17 protein-coding genes are annotated in these 16,113 nt (G+C 61.1%); 13 read left to right on the forward strand and 4 right to left on the reverse strand.

Features of this window, described 5'->3' with window-relative positions; genetic code table 11:
• The first annotated feature begins 45 nt into the window (after positions 1 to 45).
• Complete coding sequence (locus tag ACR0AO_RS12750) at positions 46 to 504, forward strand: Lrp/AsnC family transcriptional regulator (RefSeq protein WP_480604085.1); 459 nt, start codon at positions 46 to 48, stop codon at positions 502 to 504.
• A gap of 121 nt (positions 505 to 625) precedes the next feature.
• Here ACR0AO_RS12750 and ACR0AO_RS12755 read toward each other — a convergent pair whose 3' ends face one another.
• The gene (locus ACR0AO_RS12755) at positions 626 to 1,510 is read right to left on the reverse strand and encodes a LysR family transcriptional regulator (RefSeq protein ID WP_480604087.1); all 885 of its coding nucleotides are present in this window, start codon (positions 1,508 to 1,510) and stop codon (positions 626 to 628) included.
• A 110-nt stretch (positions 1,511 to 1,620) separates the two neighbouring features.
• Here ACR0AO_RS12755 and ACR0AO_RS12760 point away from each other — a divergent pair, with 110 nt between their 5' ends.
• Complete coding sequence (locus ACR0AO_RS12760) at positions 1,621 to 2,814, forward strand: TauD/TfdA family dioxygenase (protein WP_480604089.1); 1,194 nt, start codon at positions 1,621 to 1,623, stop codon at positions 2,812 to 2,814.
• Positions 2,811 to 3,923, forward strand: coding sequence for a 3-isopropylmalate dehydrogenase (leuB, locus tag ACR0AO_RS12765; protein WP_480604091.1), 1,113 nt, complete (start codon positions 2,811 to 2,813; stop codon positions 3,921 to 3,923). The genes ACR0AO_RS12760 and leuB overlap by 4 nt, the downstream gene beginning before the upstream one ends.
• Positions 3,924 to 3,976: 53 nt before the next feature.
• On the opposite strand, the gene ACR0AO_RS12770 is transcribed toward leuB, so the two are convergent.
• Both ACR0AO_RS12770 and ACR0AO_RS12775 read right to left on the reverse strand, forming a co-directional pair.
• Positions 3,977 to 4,558, reverse strand: a complete 582-nt coding sequence (locus ACR0AO_RS12770; RefSeq protein WP_480604094.1) for a thiamine pyrophosphate-dependent enzyme — start codon at positions 4,556 to 4,558, stop codon at positions 3,977 to 3,979.
• Positions 4,555 to 4,776, reverse strand: coding sequence for a hypothetical protein (locus ACR0AO_RS12775; protein ID WP_480604095.1), 222 nt, complete (start codon positions 4,774 to 4,776; stop codon positions 4,555 to 4,557). The genes ACR0AO_RS12770 and ACR0AO_RS12775 overlap by 4 nt, the downstream gene beginning before the upstream one ends.
• A gap of 495 nt (positions 4,777 to 5,271) precedes the next feature.
• Here ACR0AO_RS12775 and ACR0AO_RS12780 point away from each other — a divergent pair, with 495 nt between their 5' ends.
• The 10 genes from ACR0AO_RS12780 (at position 5,272) to ACR0AO_RS12825 (ending at position 14,642) form a co-directional block, all read left to right on the forward strand.
• Positions 5,272 to 6,732, forward strand: coding sequence for an aldehyde dehydrogenase family protein (locus tag ACR0AO_RS12780; RefSeq protein ID WP_480604097.1), 1,461 nt, complete (start codon positions 5,272 to 5,274; stop codon positions 6,730 to 6,732).
• Between the two features lie 72 nt (positions 6,733 to 6,804).
• Entirely contained in the window at positions 6,805 to 8,187 is a 1,383-nt protein-coding gene (locus ACR0AO_RS12785; RefSeq protein ID WP_480604099.1) for a Rieske 2Fe-2S domain-containing protein, read from the forward strand.
• Positions 8,184 to 8,816, forward strand: a complete 633-nt coding sequence (locus ACR0AO_RS12790; protein ID WP_480604101.1) for a hypothetical protein — start codon at positions 8,184 to 8,186, stop codon at positions 8,814 to 8,816. Before ACR0AO_RS12785 ends, ACR0AO_RS12790 begins: the two co-directional genes overlap by 4 nt.
• A complete protein-coding gene (locus ACR0AO_RS12795) occupies positions 8,816 to 9,442 on the forward strand; it encodes a hypothetical protein (protein ID WP_480604103.1) in 627 nt (208 codons plus the stop codon). The genes ACR0AO_RS12790 and ACR0AO_RS12795 overlap by 1 nt, the downstream gene beginning before the upstream one ends.
• The gene (locus tag ACR0AO_RS12800; protein ID WP_480604105.1) at positions 9,439 to 10,632 is read left to right on the forward strand and encodes a YlbE family protein; all 1,194 of its coding nucleotides are present in this window, start codon (positions 9,439 to 9,441) and stop codon (positions 10,630 to 10,632) included. Before ACR0AO_RS12795 ends, ACR0AO_RS12800 begins: the two co-directional genes overlap by 4 nt.
• Positions 10,629 to 11,918 carry an amidase gene (locus tag ACR0AO_RS12805; RefSeq protein ID WP_480604107.1) on the forward strand — a complete coding sequence of 430 codons (1,290 nt, stop codon included), beginning with the start codon at positions 10,629 to 10,631 and terminating at the stop codon, positions 11,916 to 11,918. Before ACR0AO_RS12800 ends, ACR0AO_RS12805 begins: the two co-directional genes overlap by 4 nt.
• Before the next feature lie 12 nt (positions 11,919 to 11,930).
• Positions 11,931 to 12,254: a 2Fe-2S iron-sulfur cluster-binding protein gene (locus tag ACR0AO_RS12810; RefSeq protein WP_480604177.1), complete on the forward strand. Its 324-nt coding sequence runs from the start codon at positions 11,931 to 11,933 to the stop codon at positions 12,252 to 12,254.
• Positions 12,255 to 12,575: 321 nt separating this feature from the next.
• Positions 12,576 to 13,250: a phosphatidylserine decarboxylase gene (locus tag ACR0AO_RS12815; protein ID WP_480604109.1), complete on the forward strand. Its 675-nt coding sequence runs from the start codon at positions 12,576 to 12,578 to the stop codon at positions 13,248 to 13,250.
• A 12-nt stretch (positions 13,251 to 13,262) separates the two neighbouring features.
• Positions 13,263 to 14,009, forward strand: coding sequence for a CDP-diacylglycerol--serine O-phosphatidyltransferase (pssA, locus tag ACR0AO_RS12820; RefSeq protein WP_480604111.1), 747 nt, complete (start codon positions 13,263 to 13,265; stop codon positions 14,007 to 14,009).
• A 9-nt stretch (positions 14,010 to 14,018) separates the two neighbouring features.
• Entirely contained in the window at positions 14,019 to 14,642 is a 624-nt protein-coding gene (locus ACR0AO_RS12825) for a class I SAM-dependent methyltransferase (RefSeq protein ID WP_480604112.1), read from the forward strand.
• 210 nt (positions 14,643 to 14,852) lie between these two features.
• Here the strand turns inward: ACR0AO_RS12825 and ACR0AO_RS12830 are convergent, their stop codons facing one another.
• Positions 14,853 to 15,971 carry a helix-turn-helix domain-containing protein gene (locus tag ACR0AO_RS12830; protein WP_480604114.1) on the reverse strand — a complete coding sequence of 373 codons (1,119 nt, stop codon included), beginning with the start codon at positions 15,969 to 15,971 and terminating at the stop codon, positions 14,853 to 14,855.
• Between the last annotated feature and the right edge of the window lie 142 nt (positions 15,972 to 16,113).

Consider the following 16,113-nt stretch of genomic DNA (forward strand, 5'->3'; position numbering starts at 1 on the left):
CAAACAGGTTAATGTTGGCAGAATCTGCCAATATTGGGGAAGAAAATGGATGCTAAGGACAGACAGATCATCCGTGCTCTCCAACAGGATGGGCGCATGACCAATCAGGATCTTGCGGATGCGGTCAGCCTCTCGCCGTCACCCTGCCTGCGCCGTGTCAAAAACCTTGAAGCCAGAGGCGTCATCAAGGGATACAGCGCTGATGTGGACGCTGCTGCCTATGGGATGGCTATTACCGTCTTCGTGCGCATCCGCCTGGAACGGCATAACGAAGACGACGTTCAGAATTTCGAAAAGCGGGTTCGAATGATCGACGAGGTTCTCGAATGCCATGTGCTGACCGGGGCAATGGACTATCAATTGCGGGTTCTCGTGTCGGACCTCGAGGCTTATGAAGACTTCATCCGGAACCGCATTCACCCGATTGGTGGAATTGCCTCCATCGACACCAGCTTTGTTTATGGAACGGTGAAGAAAACAGCCGTTTTCCCACCCAGCCGGTGAGAATACCCCCGGCGACCCTGACACCATCGTCAAACGGAACATCGCGTTTTGGTAACTCTGCGTCTCTCACTCCCTCGCAAGTCTCGCAGGTACGAGAGCATCTATGTTTGCCGCAACAGGATCATGTTTCTGCCGCGGTACAGTTCATTAGCTCTTTTGCCTGCTCTTTGACCCAGTTGGCAAACAGTCCGGCCTCTTGCTTGGCGCCTGAATTCACCCGCAGAAAGTAACCCCGATCAGAGCGGATCGAATGCGTTCCCACCTGCACAAGCCGCCCCTGGTCAAAGAACTTGCCGATAAAGGGCAAGAAGCCGATCGCAATTCCCCGCCTGTATGCTGCGGCTTCCAGAACCATATGCGGTTCTTCCAGGACTTCGCCGCGTTCCGCAAAATCTGTTGGAGCACCGATAGTCGAAAGCCAATGACGCCACGTTGAGCGATCGCGGTAGTGGATTGGCGGCAGCGATTCTTCCCAGAATTTGCTGCCGATCTGCACCCCGGGAGCGGCAACAGGCACGGCTTTGGTATCAAACAGCAGTACCAAATCGGCCGCAGGGCTATCCAGTTCCGCCCAGATGATAGCGACCTCCGCCAGGTGGGTATCCGGCTGTCCGATCGTGTGGATCAGATCCACCCGCAGACCGGGATGCTGCGCTTCGAACGCGCCGATCCGGGGCAGCAGCCATTGCGATGACAGGTAAGGCCCGACCGAGACCCTCAGCACCTTCCGGGCCGTCAATTTCACGGTGATCTCTTTGAGTTCATTCCAGATCACTGCAGTGGCGCGTGCCAGTTCGGCACCGTCCTGCGTGAGCCTGACTTCTCGCACGCGACGTTCGAACAACCGTTTTCCAATGGCGTTTTCAAGCGCCGTAATGCGGTGACTGACTGCCGAAGGCGTCACGTTCAGTGCCCGGGCCGCGCGGGAAAAGCTCAGGCTTTCGGCGGCATGATGAAAATAGACCAGAGCGCCCAGATAGGAAGGGTCTTTGGGGTCGGGCAGCATGTACTTTCCATGAATGAGCTTGGCTCAACCATCATATGTTGAATTGGAATTTGTCAAATATTTTTGCTGAGGACCTTATTGCGAACAGGAAAACCGCGAGGAACAGTCCAATGCCATCCGCACGTCACAGCATCCGGTCCGTTGCCACCGAAAATGGCCTCCTGATCACACAATGGGAGGACGGCCACGAAAGCCGGTTTCATCCCATTTGGCTGAGGCATCAATGCTGGTGCCCGGACTGCGGCACCCCAGAGACCGGCGTTCGCGGCATCCGCCTGCATCATATCGACGATGGGATCTTTATCGAGAATGCCGAGGTGAAAGATAACAGCGTTCAGGTAATCTGGCCTGACGGACACCGTTCGGAATATGCGGCGCGGTGGCTGCGCAATCACTGTTACTCGGGTACAGAGCGCTCTCGAAGGCGTGTGCAGCCTGTCCTTTGGGATGGATCGATCAGCGAGAAACTTCCGGTTGGATCGCTGCTTGAAGCTGAGGCGGACCCGGCGTCCCGGCTGAAAATCCTCGAAACGGTGCGGGATTACGGGTTCTGCAAGATCGTGGACGCGCCCAACGACAGGGCAGAAAGCCAGCGGATGATCCAGTTGGTCGGGGCGCAGCGGCAGACACATTACGGCACCTATACGCTGAAAAAGAAGAAGACCGTAACCAATGTGGGCGACACGACCGGCCCGTTGGATCCGCATGTGGACGAGCCGTATCGTTATACCGCGATCGGGATCACGGTGTTTCAGGTTCTGCGGCCCAGCTCGAACGGCGGCGCCTCGACCCTGGTGGACGGGTTCAAGGCCGCCCGACGCCTGAAAGAGCAATGGCCCGAGGATTTCGAGCTGCTGTGCAACACGCCTGTGACCTGCCAGCGCTTCGACCCCGGCGACAACAGCTATGGCAACATGCGCTGGTACAAATCCCGTCTGCCCGTCATCCGGCTTGATGACCGGGGCGAGGTTTGCGGCGTCCGGATGAATGAACGGCAGATCTCGCCCCTTGATGTGCCGGCGGATCAGGTGGTGCCGGTCTACCGCGCGCTGAAAAGGCTCTTTGGCCTGCTATACAGCGATGATCTGCGCCTGACCCTGGATCTTAAGGCCGGAGAAGGGCTGCTTTTCGACAACCAGCGGCTGTTGCACGGCCGGACCGGGTTCACGCCCGAAACACCGCCCCGTGCGGTCCTGACATCTTCGGTCGATCTGGACGACTTCCACTCCACCATGCGCCTGCTTCAACGGGACCTGGACCCCGACGCCATGCATCTGGTGCTGCAGCAGGGGATGGCGGGATGAGCGGCCCGTTCAAGGTGCTGGCCTTGGGCGGCGACCATATCGGTCCCGAGGTCGTGGCAAGCGGGCTGGCGGTGTTGCGTCAGACTGCCGCTCAATTCGACGTTGCGGTCGAGATCGAGGAAGATCTTCTTGGCGGCGCCTCTTGGGACGTGCATGGCACCTTCTGCACCGATGCGGTGGTCGCCAAGGCCCGGGCTGCAGACGCCATCCTTGTCGGTGCGGTTGGCGGGCCGGAATGGGACGGCATCCGGATCGACGGGCCGATCACGGAAACGGACGGCCTGACCCGCCTGCGGATCGAGCTGGATGTCTACAACGCCTTGCGCCCCGCGCGTGCCTGGTCGGCGCTGCTGCCGCGGACACCTTACCGGCAGGAGGTCGTGGAGGGCGCTGATCTGCTGGTCGTGCGGGAAAACTCGGGCGGGATCTACTATGGCGAGCCCCGCGGGCGCGAAGTGCTGGGCGACGGCCAGATCCGTGCCTTTGAAATCAGCGAATACCGAACAGGCGAAATAGAACGCATTGCCCGCTGCGCCTTCGAGGCCGCACGCGGACGGCGAGGGCACGTTACCTCTCTGGACAAGTCCAACGTGATGGAGAGCGGCAAGCTCTGGCGCGAAACGGTGGACCGGATCGGGCGCGATGAATACCCGGATGTTGAACTTCGCCATCTGCTGATGGACTATGCACTGTTTGCCGTGGCCCGCGCGCCACGGGACTTTGATGTGCTGCTGGCGGACAACCTGTTCGGGGATCTCGTCTCGGATCTGATCGCGGTGGTCTCAGGGTCGCTGGGGATGCTGCCTTCGGCGACCCTGCCTGCTGCCGCAAAGGCAGGGCATCCCGTGAAGGGCGGACTCTATGAGCCGACGCATGGCAGTGCACCTGACATTTCCGGGCGGGGGATTGCCAATCCGATTGGCACGATCCTGTCGGTTGCGATGATGTTCGAGCATGGCTTTGGGCAGCCCTTGGCCGCGCGCGCCATAGAACGGGCCGTGGATGACGTTCTGAATGCGGGGCTGCTGACGCCAGACTTGGGTGGGGCGGCTGTTACGGCCGCTGTCACGCAATCGGTTCTGCGCAATTTGAGACCGGATACATCATGATCGGGTACCGGCGTTGAGAGACACGATTCGCATCATGTGGCGGGGCGCGCCTGTCAGACCGGCTTGGGATGATTGAGAGCGTCCCGGAAGGTTTGCCGTGCGCCGGAGCTATGAATATAGGCATAATCCCGGGGATAAGGCGCACCCGGCGCGATGTCCAAGGCGATGAATTGTGGCCCCGGGGCGGACAGAATATCCGGCAAGGTGCGTTCAAGTTGATCCAACGCATTGATATTCAGCGATTTACTATATCCTGCCGCCTGTGCGAACCCCACGAAATCGACCTGGTCCGCCCCGGGCAAAGGGTGCGCGCCGTTGACCTCATAAGTTCGGTTAACCGAAAGGAAATGGTAGATGTTGGTCGCACCTGCATTGGCAATCGTGACCAGTGCGGCAAGGTTCATCAACAGGCTGCCATCGCCGTCCAGAACGATAACGCGCCGGTCCGGGTTTGCCAGCGCCAGCCCCAAACCATGCGAGCTTGCCTGCCCCATCGCCCCAACCGCAACATAGTTCAGATCGCGCGGGTTCAACGCCAACCAGTCAAAGCAGGTTTGGTAGACGGCAACGACGATGTCGTCGTCGTCAACATGTGGAATAAAGGCTTTTAGCGCCTCGTCGCGATATAGGGTCATTTTACCTCCGGCGAATGTCCTATCAAAAATGTTTGGGGTTTAGACTTGGCGTGTGCTGCGCCGATTGCCTGTGGAACATGTTCGACATCCTCGGACGCTTCGATCAGCGAATGCGACATCACCATCGCGTCGAGATCCGGTTGACCCAACCGTACGCAATAAGATGTCAAGTGATCGGGGCGCAGATGCGGTTCCTTGCCCTTCAAACCCACCACCATGCCTTTCTCCCGTCAAACTCGGAAATTCCATCGCGTGTCGCCATAAACTCCGGCCATTGGCCGTCGAGACGGGATTGGCCAGGTGAAGCCAACAAAGCCGCTGCACTCCTTATCCGAGACTGTTGGCTACCAGTTTCGGCACTGTGGCGGGCAACTGCCATGCGTTCTTTTAGTTCAAACCACCACCAAATGCGCTCATCACATTTTTGGTCATTTTTTGCAATTCACTTTCTGAAAAATTATGGTAAGAGATCTGAATATCCGATATTGGGGCAATCATGACCGACTTGCAGCCACTTCAATTCAATGACGTTAACCAGATGAGCGAACTGAATTTGCCGGTTGGGCAGGTGGCGATCGCAACTATGAGAGGCCGCGGAAACTTCACTCTTCCGGAGCGCTGCCTGAAGTGGGCCACCCGATTTTGCGAATCGGGCCCTCCGCAACTTCGTTCAAACAGCGCCCCCCGCTGAATGCGCATCCGGAGGACATTGAATGCATACCTACGCACCCTTCATCTCTGGTTCTTTTCTTGACTGGCGGAGTGATACTCTGCCGAGCGTCGATCCGGCGACGGGCGAGGCGTGGTGTCTTGTTGCGCGGTGCGGTTCGTCCGAGGCGGATTTAGCGGTTCGGGATGCGGATCTGGCGTTTCGCGAGGGTGAATGGGCAGATGCCGGACCTGCGGGTCGGGCGGCCATTCTGGATGCGTTGGCCGACGCTCTTGAAGCGCGGTGGGAAGAGCTGGTCGAGCCAGAGATCCGCGACAATGGCAAGCGGATCACCGAGGTGCGTGGGCAGTTCGCGGGGTTGCATAGCTGGTACAGGTACTTCGCCGCCGAGGCGCGCAGGTTGGGCCCCGAAGCGCAGGTCAACGGCACTCCGGGCGCGACCAGCGTCAGTCACTGGTTGCCCTACGGCGTGGTGGTGGCAATCACGCCGTGGAACTCGCCGCTGATGATTCTGGCGTGGAAACTCGCGCCAGCGCTGGCGGCGGGCAATACGGTGGTCGTGAAGCCATCCGAGATGACCTCGGCCTCGACGTTGGAATTCGCACGGCTGGCGCATGAGGCGGGCCTGCCGGCGGGTGTTCTGAATGTCGTGACGGGCTATGGCCATGAGGCCGGCGAGGCGCTGGTGCGGCATCCGCTGACCCGCAAAGTGACCTTTACCGGCTCGGATTTCGGCGGGCGAAAGGTGGCCGAGGCGGCCTCGGCCGGGGTGGTGCCGACGACGCTGGAGCTGGGCGGCAAGTCACCGCAGGTGGTGTTTGCGGATTGCGATCTGGAAAGCACGGTAAACGGGGTGTTGTCGGGCATCTTCCTGTCAAACGGCCAGACCTGCGTTGCGGGCTCGCGTTTGATTGCTGAATCGTCGGTCAGGGATGCTCTGGTTTCGCGGCTGGTGGAGCGAGCTCGCGAATTGCGCCTGGGCGACCCGATGGACCCAGCCACACAAGTGGCGCCATTGGCCAATGAGCCGCATCTGCGCAAGGTCACAGCGATGATCGCGCGCGCCAAGGAGGATGGCGCGACATGCCTGCTGGACGGGGTTGAGACGGCGAAAGGCCGGCAGGGATTCTATGTCGGACCGACGGTCTTCGGCGACGTGACGCGCGATATGCAACTCTGGCGCGAAGAAGTGTTCGGGCCGGTGCTGGCGGTCACCGCATTTGACACCGAGGCCGAGGCGATCGCGCTGGCCAATGACAGCGATTACGGCCTGGCGGCGGGCGTCTGGACCTCCGACCCGGACAAGGGCGCGCGGGTGGCGGACGCCATCGCTGCGGGCACGGTCTATATCAACCACTACCGCAGCGTCGATCCCGGCAGCCCCATCGGCGGCATCAAACTGTCCGGTTATGGGCGCGAGTTGGGACCGGATGCCATCAAGGACTTCCTACAGGTCAAATCGGTCTGGACCGGAACCGCACCGGTGCCGGACCCGTTCCCCTGATCGGGGCAGGGCAATAACGCGGCGGTGGTCTGCCAGACACGTGCATATGGTATTTTTGAATGGAGGATCAAAATGAACAAACCGTTGGAAACCGACCCATTTGCAGTCCCCGAAGGGAATTTTCGCGGCCATGACCAACAGGGCGTCTGGTCGGAAAAACACGATCCCGAACTGACCGAGGTCGGCCCCGGCACACCCTGCGGCGAATATCTGCGGCGGTTCTGGATGCCGGTGGCGATGACCGACCAGATTGGCGATCTGCCTTACCGTATCCGCATTCTGGGCGAGGATCTGATCCTGTTCCGGGAAAAGAAGGAGGGCAAGCTGGGGTGCACCCATCTGCATTGCTGCCACCGCAACATGAGCCTTGAATTTGGCATCATCGAAGAAGGCGGGATCCGTTGTTCTTACCACGGATGGAAATACGGCATGGACGGCACGGTGCTGGAAACGCCGTGCGAGCCACCCGCGTCCCAGGTCAAGAAGAAGGCCTGTCTGGGCGCCTATCCGATCATCGAATACAAGGGGCTGGCCTTTGCCTATATGGGGCCAAAGGACGAAATGCCGCCGTTTCCGGTGATGGACACGTTCGACGACCAGGGCGACGAACTGGTGCCCTATCTGATCAAGTCTCCCTGCAACTGGCTGCAGGTGATGGAAAACGCCTGGGACCCGTTCCATGTCGTCTATCTGCACACGCTGGCCGCGCGGGTGCAGTTCCACGAAAGCTTTGCGCATATGCCGATGATCGAGTTCCACGACAGCGCGACGGGCGATTTCTATACCAATGTGCGCCGTGACGGCGATTTTATCTGGGTGCGGGTGCATGACCACATGCTGCCCTCGTTCACCCAGAATGGCGGTCATTTCCCGGTGCCGGACCGGTCGCGCTATTTCGGGCGTGGCGGGCTGACCCGCTGGATCACGCCAATCGACGACACCCACACAATGGTGATCGCATGGCGGCATTTCCGCGATCCCAGCTTCAACGACGATCCGCGCGGCCTGACCAATCGCGACGAGGTGGGTTTTGGCAAGACCGATTTCTACGGTCAGGACCCCGACCGCCCCTACGAGATGCGCCAGCGCGACCCGGGCGACTATGACGCCTGGGTCAGCCAGGGGCCGATCAACGTGCATGCGCGCGAAAACCTCAGCTTCACCGACCGGGGCGTGGCCAAGGCACGGCGGATGGTCAGGAACTCGATCCGCGCGCTGCAGAAGGGCGAACGCCCACCCCAGCCGACCGACAATTTCGACGGGGTGATCCCGACCTATGCCGGCGACACGGTGCTGAAGATCCCAATGCAGGAGGGCCGTGACGACGGTGCCCTGCAGAAGGAGGTCAGCTTCAAAGTGGCCGAGATCCTGAAATCCGGCGACCATCTGAGCGGGCAAGAGCGGCGGATCTTCATCGAGGATGCGCTGAAAGCCTATGAGGCGAGCTGGGCATGAGCACACGCATCCCCCACAACCCCGGTCGGGTCGACTGGTCGGGGGAAAACCCCGGTATCTATCTGAAACAGAACCCGGCGCAGGATCACTACGATACGCTGGCGCTGTTCTTCCGGGTGGTTCTGTCGCCCTATGGCCGCGGCCACGCCGCCATCGTGCTGGGTGCCCCGGACGAGGCGCGCGGCTGGCCGCATGTGCCCAACCTGATCATGACCGACAATCAGCGCATGATGCGCTGGATCGTCGATGGCTGGGTGACGAAGATGCCGACCTTTGTCGGCAAACAGGGTCTGGACGCGATGAGCTGGCTGGATTGCGCCAGCGTCGAAAAACGCCCCGGCGATCTGAAGACGCGCTATTCCGAAACCCTGCGCGGATCGGGCGTGACGCTGGAGATGATCTGGCAGGAGATGGGGCCACCGCTGCCGGTCGAGGTAACCAAGGAAAACTCAGCCACCAAGGAACACGAGATGTATTCGGTGTTTCTCGAAGCCAAACAGGCGCAGGTGAAGATCAACGGCACCGCCCTGCCCGGTCAGGTGGCGGACCGGCAGTTCTTTGGTCGCACCATGAGCACCGCCTTTCTGGCATTTTCCGAAACCTGGGTCACGCCAAGGGAGGATATCTGATGCCCCTGAACGAACCGATCACACCGGGCGCGGTGGACTGGACCGGCGAAAACCCGGGCATCCTGCTCAAGGATGATAGTGGCAATTTCTCGGCCATGGCGCTGTTCTTCCGGGTGGCCTGGTCGCCGGTTGGCCAAGGGCAGATGCTGCTGCTTTATGGCACTCCAGATCAGGTCGAGGGCCCGCCGGAGGCGCCGAATGTCATTCTCAGCGACAATCCGGAACTGACGGCGTTTCTGAAGGAAAACTTCATCAGCAAGCTGGCCGCCTTTGCGGGCGCCCCGGCCTTCGCCAGTCTGCCAGAGATCGGTGCACGGGCGGTGCGCTCGTCGGGCGACCCGATGAGCCACCGCTATACCGAGACCATCGCGGGGGAAAACCTGACGGTGGAACTGGTCTGGGAAGGGTTCGAGCCGCCCCGCGCGCTGGAACTGTCCCCGCATGAGGTGGCTTCGGGCGAGCAGAATATGTTCTCGCTGCTGGTACCGGCGCATGCGGCGCAGATCATCGTCAATGGCCGTGCGCTGCCGGGCAAGCTGGGCACGCGGGTGCAGGCCGGGTACGAGACCACCACCGCCTTTCTCTACTTCTCGGAAACCTGGATCATCCCGCCGGAGGTATCATGACATTGCATCAAGCCGACCAATTGGCGTTCGACCGGGCCATGGTGACGCAACCGGTCTGGAACCGGTTCAACACCGCCGCCGATGCGGTGGATTTGCCCGACAATGTGCTGCTGCATGCCGGTCCAGCTTTTGCCGAACCGGGGCAGATCACCGCGCCGATCCTGAACTCGGCATGCGTAGCCGCCGTCTGGGAGGGGTTGGCCCGTGACTTCGACCAGGCCGAGGCGATGATCATGGCCGGAGAGGTCGTGTTGCACCCGGCGCAGGATCACGACGTGGTCACGCCGCTGGCCGCCGTGGTCTCGGCCAACATGCCGCTGCACACGGTCTATGACGCCTGGCGCGGCCAGAACCGGATCTTCGCCCCGATCAACGGCGGCTCGCGACCGTCCCTGCGGCTGGGTCTGAGATCGCAAGCAGTGCTGGAGCATATCCGCTGGCTGAACACCCGCTTTCTGGATGTGCTGCAGAACGGTCTGGCCGAAGGCATTGCATTGGTGCCGCTGGCGGCGACCGGTCTGATCGGTGGCGACGATTGTCACGGGCGCACCCCGGTTGCCACCGGCGCGCTGATCGAAGAACTGAAAGACCGCAGCCCGGGCGGCATCACCGACACGGACGCGCTGGAGTTCATGGCCACATCGCCCTCGCTGTTTCTCAATCTGTGGATGGCGGCCACCAAGATCATGATGAAACTGGCCGAGGGGGTCGAAGGCTCCAGCTTTGTCACCGCAGCGGGTGGCAATGGGCGCGAGACCGGCATTCAGATCTCGGGCCTGCCGGGGCAATGGTTTACGGTGCCGGCGACACCGCCCAGGGGCAGGTTCGACACCGATCTGCCCGAAGACCGCGCCCTTGGCGCCATCGGTGACAGCGCGGTGGTCGAGGCGTTCGGGCTGGGCGCCATGGCGATCGAACTGAGCCCGGAGCAGAAAAAGGGGTTGGGCGCGTTCCTGCCCGGCGATGCCTCCGCCCGCGCCTCGGGCCTGTCGGTCGGCGCGCATCCCTATTTCCGTGAGCTGGACATCCGGTTGGGTTCAACCGCACGCGGCGCGGTGGCGCAGGGCGCGGGCCCGGTAATCGGGCTGGGCATTCTCGACAATCAGGGCGAGGCCGGACGGCTTGGCGGCGGTATCTACGACATGCCCGCCACCCCCTTCGCCGCCGCCCTGAAAGCGCTTGGGGCATGAGCCCGCTCAACACCCTTCCGGCGCATGACCTCGCCCGCCTGATCCGGGCAGGCGAGGTCAGGCCCTCAGAGGTGATGGCCGCTCATCTGGACCGCATCGCGCTGAGGGAACCCGTGATCGGGGCGTTTCAGCACCTCGACGCGGACCGCGCCATGGAGCGGGCAATTGCAGCCGATTCTCTCCCCGTCGGCGGCCCGCTCCATGGCGTGCCTTACGTGATCAAGGACATCATCGACACAGGCGACATGCCGACCGGCTGGGGCAGCGAGTTGTATACGGACCGGCAGCCAGACTGGAACGCGGCCTGCGTGCAGGCTTTTCTGGCGGCAGGTGCCATTCCGATCGGCAAGACCGTGACCACGGAGTTTGCCTATTTCCGCCCCGGCAAGACCGCCAACCCTCATAACCCGGCGCATACTCCGGGCGGCTCCTCCTCGGGTTCTGCCGCGGCTGTGGCCGATGACATGGCTCCGCTGGCCTTTGGCTCGCAGACCGCCGCCTCGCTGATCCGCCCGGCGGCCTATTGCGGTGTGATCGGCTTCAAGCCGACCACCGGCAGCTATGACCTGGCCGGCGTCATGGGCCTGTCACCAAGCCTCGACACGCTGGGTCTTCTGGCGCGCGATCCCCGCGATCTGGTGCTGGCGGATGCGGTGTTGCGGGGCGCCGAACCACCGCCCCCGCCCGACTTTGACGATGCGCTGCCCCGCATCGGCCTGATGCGCGGGCCGCACTGGATGGACGGTACAATCGAAATGCGCGACACCTGCACCCGCGCCCTGGCGGCCATCGCCGCAACCGGGGCGGATACGTTGGAAATCGCCCATCCGCCGTTCTTCACCCGGCTGACCGATGCCCAGATCACCGTCATGGGCTTCGAAGCCGCCCGCCTGCGCCGTCACGAGTTTGACGCCGGAATGCCTGCCATCAGCCCGCAATTCCACGCCCTGATCGAAGCAGGACAACAGGTGGACGAGGCCGAATACAGGGCCGCGCTGGAGGCCCGCGACTGCGCCAATACGATGCTCGATGCGCTTTTCGGGGATGTTGACGCGCTGCTCGTGCCGTCGGCCCCCGGTCCTGCTCCCGAGGGGCTACACGCTACTGGCGACCCGCTGTTCTCACGCATGTGGAACCTGCTGCAGGTGCCCTCCATTGCCATCCCTTTCGGGTTCGACCCGAATGGCCTGCCGCTCGGCGTGCAACTGATCGGACGGCGCGGCGGCGACGCCCGGCTGCTCGACATCGCCGGGTGGGCGCACGGTATTCTCAACCCTCCCGTCTGACAAAGGACCATGATGCCCAAAATTACCTTCACCGACCACATCGGAAATTCCCGCGAAATCGAAGTAGCCGAGGGCCTGTCGCTCATGGAAGGTGCCCGTGACGCCGGAATCGACGCCATTGCCGCCGATTGCGGCGGTGCCTGCGCCTGCGCCACCTGCCACGTTTATATCGACGATGCTTGGCTGGACAAAACCGGCGAACGAGACGGCAACGAAGCCGACATGCTGGATTTTGCCGCGGCACCAACCGACCATCGCTCGCGCCTGTCCTGCCAGGTCAAAGTGACCCGTGCGCTTGAAGGCCTGTCAGTCCACACTCCTGAAACGCAGGGCTGAAACGAACGACCCCGGCAGCCTTGATCACCCAGGGCACAACAAATCCAGCTCTGGCCATTTGACGAACCGGAACACAGGGAAACGGAGCGATGGCCGGTTCCCGGCGCCCCCCTCATCGTAGACAACATGCGGCAATACTTCGAAATGTAGTGCCGACACCATGTCGTGGCTGCCGGGATCAACCTGCCAGAGAACCAAAGTTCGCAATCATCAGATCGTAACACCTGACAATAAAATAGACCCGACGGCATCGACTACTCTTGCGTTCTACACCATTGCACTTATGAACGTTTCATCAATTGACCTCGGGGCAAGATTGCGATGCGCATGCGCGATACTTTCATCAAACCGATGCATCCGGAAGGCATTCGGTTTGTAGCAATTTTCGCCGTTGCTACGGTCGGTTTGTTTCTGCTGGCCGACGTGCTGGGGTGGATCGGCGTCGGCCTAACGATCTGGTGCTATTACTTCTTTCGCGACCCGGAGCGCGTGCCACCCTCACAAGGCGGGCAGATTGTCAGCCCTGCGGATGGGGTGATCTCGCTGATCGAAAAGGCGGTTCCGCCGAAGGAACTGGGGATGCCCGAGGAACCTCTGACCCGTGTCAGCGTGTTCATGAGTGTCTTCAACTGCCATGTGAACCGAACACCCATAGAAGGTGAAATTACGTCCGTTGCCTATCGCCCCGGCAAGTTTTTCAACGCTTCCCTGGACAAGGCAAGTGCTGATAATGAGCGCAATAGCCTGCGAATCCGTATGGGGAACGGTCAGGATCTGGCCGTCGTCCAGATTGCAGGCCTGGTGGCCAGACGGATCGTTTGTTTCGTGAAACCCGGCGATAATATGCAGACCGGAGAGCGGTTCGGATTGATCCGGTTCGGGTCCCGACTGGATGTCTATCTCCCTGACGGCGTGGACCCACAGGTGCGCGTGGGGCAGACGATGATTGCCGGCGAAACCATTCTTGCCCGCCTGAATACATCCGAGGAAAAGTAGGTAGCTGGATCAGTGGCACAACCCTCCGAACAGGAAGAGACCGGATTTACGCTGATCCATTTGCTGCCCAATGTGCTGACCATTACGGCTATCTGCGCCGGCCTGTCAGCCATCAGATTTGGCGTTCAGGGCAACTACGTGCTCGCGGTCCAGCTCATCATTGCCGCCTGCGTGTTGGATGGGCTGGACGGGCGCATCGCGCGCCTACTCAGCAGCGACAGCAAACTGGGGGCCGAGCTTGATTCCCTTGCGGATTTTCTGAATTTCGGGGTGGCACCCCCGCTTGTGCTGTATTTTTGGGGGCTGCAGGATATTCGCAGTGCCGCGTGGATTGCCGTTCTGTTTTTTGCAGTGTGCTGTGTCATGCGCCTGGCCCGGTTCAACGTAAGCAGCAAGTCCGAGACCTGCGATCAGGGCAGTGCGTATTTCGAGGGGGTCCCGGCCCCTGCAGGGGCGCTGCTGGTCATGTTGCCAATGTATGTGTCATTTGCATTTGCGGACACACCGTTTCTGCCCGGAATTTTGATCTGCATCTACATGGCCTTCATCGGTCTTCTGCTCATCAGTCGCATACCGACCTGGTCTTTCAAGACCACCAGAGTTTCCCGGGAGAACGTGAAATTCTTCCTAATTGGTGTCGCCGTTGCCGGCGCGGCACTTCTGACTTTCGCCTGGGCCACACTGATCGCGCTGTGTGTCGGATATGTGGGAATGGTTGCCTGGGCGTGGCTTGACAGGAAAAAATCTTCCAAGGGTTAGGAATCCGAAATGGACATCAAGGCCGTTCAAACTTCTTACGCTCGCTGGGCACCCGTCTACGACAAAACCTTCGGGGCGGTCACCAATGCCGGCCGACGGCGTGCCGTCGAATATATCAACAGTCGCTCGGGAAAAGTATTGGAGGTCGGCGTCGGTACCGGGCTGTCACTGGAACATTACGGGTCCGGGATCCAGGTAACCGGGATCGATTTCAGCGAGGAGATGCTGCAAAAGGCCCGGGACAAAGTAAATGCAATGTCTCTGAGACACGTCATGGAACTGCGGCAGATGGATGCCCGCAAGCTGGATTTTCCCGACAACCATTTCGATACGGTCGCGGCAATGCATGTGCTGTCGGTGGTTCCGGAACCGGAAAGAGTGATGGCGGAGATTGCAAGGGTCTGCAAACCGGGCGGGAAAGTGGTCATCACCAATCACTTCCAGCGAGAGCGGGGGCTGCTCGCCTCTCTTGAAAAGGTGTTTGCCCCGCTCGCGAACACTATTGGCTGGCACTCCGATTTCGAGATCGAGACGGTGCTGCACGAGAAAGCCCTTACCATCGAAGAAAAATGCTCTCTGCCGCCGCTGGGGATGATGACTTTTCTGGTTCTGAAGAAATCGGAAGCAGTGTAGCAAAAGTACCCAAAGATCAGACGAAGCGCGTTGGGCCTGGCCCGGCAATCGAAAAGGCAGCCGCCATTGGGGCCTGGGTTTGGACCCGTCGCGGGATTGTGCCGTTCTTTTGACCGCGTATCGTGTCGCACAAGAGAACATGTGCAGACTTTCGGCCAAGAAATTTCGGCAGTCATTCAGTCAAAATCGGGTGAGCAACGTTAAAGTCCCTCACACTGCCGCAGCCCAGAACCGATAACGGCCCTGTCCGGTGATTTCGCGCGCCAGGCCACGTTCACTGAACAGGTTGAGATTGCGGCGGGCGGATATGGAAGAGCAACGCGCTTCGCGGGTCACAAGCTCCGCCGACACAATCGGATACCGGGTCAGGATGTTGATCAGCATTGGTGGCGTACGTCCGGACAAATCCCGGGTCTGCTCTTGCGCCCGGGCCAACCAGGCCTTCAGCCGGTCCAGTTCCATCAGCGCCGCCAGGGCTCCCGCTTCGGCCGCCGCATAGAACGCCCGCAACCGCGCTTCGGCATCGGCTTCCCCGTCCTTCAACGCATACCGGTCGAACCGGTGGCCGCTCGACACTGGCAAAAACGGAGCCAGCCCCCCTGCCCCGGACATCATCGCCGCCGCCACCGGCTCCAGTACTTCGTCCCACGGCGTGATCCCTTCACGGCGCCAGAATGCCAGATCGCTGGCCGCACGCGTCATATCGTGACCCGCGCTTAGCCGGTCGTGATGCGTTCGAAAAGCCTCATCAAGCGCGTCCAGTTCCCCCCCGACCGGCCGGTCTGCCTCCGGATCGGGATCCTGGGCGTCCGCAACCACCGCCCGCCCCAGAAAGGCACGCAGCTCATCAGTTGCAGCCGGTCCTTGTCCCACCAATCGCCGCACCGCCCAACTGGCCCGCGCCAGCGACCGCGCCTCGTCTTCTCCCGCCAGGCGCAGATTTCGGTAGAGCGCGATCTTTTCGGGGCCCAGCCAAATCCCCTCAGCTCGCAGAGTCGCGGAAACTGACAGCAAGGCAATTCGCTCGTCCACCCCGGCTGGCATGTGCCGCAACCGCTCCCCGAACCGGGTGACCGCCGTGACCGCCGCCAGCAGATCGCGATAGCAGGCCTGTTCGGCCCGGAGCCAGATTTCGGGCTGCAGCGACCCTTCCCGCGCCGCTACCGGCCAGGGCAGATCAGTGGGCGCCTCTCCCTCAGCCGGCGCTTGCGGCAGAAACCACAAATCTTCCTCCGGCGTCGGATCCGTGTCATAGATCGACCTGGGATGAAATTCGAACTCATTTTCATCGTTGCGGCGTTTGTTCATTAACGCCGAGAATATCAGCATTTTTGGCTGTGCCGCAATTTCTTAGAAATGTCGGGAAGCGCCTTCGCTTCGATGCACCTGTCCCGGCGCGCAGATCCTCGACATTGAACAGGCTGAGCGAAGTGCCCGGATCGCGCAGGCAATGTTGGAAAGAGGGAAGCGG

It is taken from the genome of Ruegeria sp. AF8, assembly GCF_056541825.1.

Coding starts and splice junctions, on each gene's coding strand:
- ACR0AO_RS12750 (WP_480604085.1), top strand. CDS start 46: ATGGATGCTAAGGACAGACAGATCATCCGTGCTCTCCAACAGGATGGG.
- ACR0AO_RS12755 (WP_480604087.1), bottom strand. CDS start 1,510: ATGCTGCCCGACCCCAAAGACCCTTCCTATCTGGGCGCTCTGGTCTAT.
- ACR0AO_RS12760 (WP_480604089.1), top strand. CDS start 1,621: ATGCCATCCGCACGTCACAGCATCCGGTCCGTTGCCACCGAAAATGGC.
- leuB (WP_480604091.1), top strand. CDS start 2,811: ATGAGCGGCCCGTTCAAGGTGCTGGCCTTGGGCGGCGACCATATCGGT.
- ACR0AO_RS12770 (WP_480604094.1), bottom strand. CDS start 4,558: ATGACCCTATATCGCGACGAGGCGCTAAAAGCCTTTATTCCACATGTT.
- ACR0AO_RS12775 (WP_480604095.1), bottom strand. CDS start 4,776: ATGGTGGTGGGTTTGAAGGGCAAGGAACCGCATCTGCGCCCCGATCAC.
- ACR0AO_RS12780 (WP_480604097.1), top strand. CDS start 5,272: ATGCATACCTACGCACCCTTCATCTCTGGTTCTTTTCTTGACTGGCGG.
- ACR0AO_RS12785 (WP_480604099.1), top strand. CDS start 6,805: ATGAACAAACCGTTGGAAACCGACCCATTTGCAGTCCCCGAAGGGAAT.
- ACR0AO_RS12790 (WP_480604101.1), top strand. CDS start 8,184: ATGAGCACACGCATCCCCCACAACCCCGGTCGGGTCGACTGGTCGGGG.
- ACR0AO_RS12795 (WP_480604103.1), top strand. CDS start 8,816: ATGCCCCTGAACGAACCGATCACACCGGGCGCGGTGGACTGGACCGGC.
- ACR0AO_RS12800 (WP_480604105.1), top strand. CDS start 9,439: ATGACATTGCATCAAGCCGACCAATTGGCGTTCGACCGGGCCATGGTG.
- ACR0AO_RS12805 (WP_480604107.1), top strand. CDS start 10,629: ATGAGCCCGCTCAACACCCTTCCGGCGCATGACCTCGCCCGCCTGATC.
- ACR0AO_RS12810 (WP_480604177.1), top strand. CDS start 11,931: ATGCCCAAAATTACCTTCACCGACCACATCGGAAATTCCCGCGAAATC.
- ACR0AO_RS12815 (WP_480604109.1), top strand. CDS start 12,576: ATGCGCATGCGCGATACTTTCATCAAACCGATGCATCCGGAAGGCATT.
- ACR0AO_RS12825 (WP_480604112.1), top strand. CDS start 14,019: ATGGACATCAAGGCCGTTCAAACTTCTTACGCTCGCTGGGCACCCGTC.
- ACR0AO_RS12830 (WP_480604114.1), bottom strand. CDS start 15,971: ATGCTGATATTCTCGGCGTTAATGAACAAACGCCGCAACGATGAAAAT.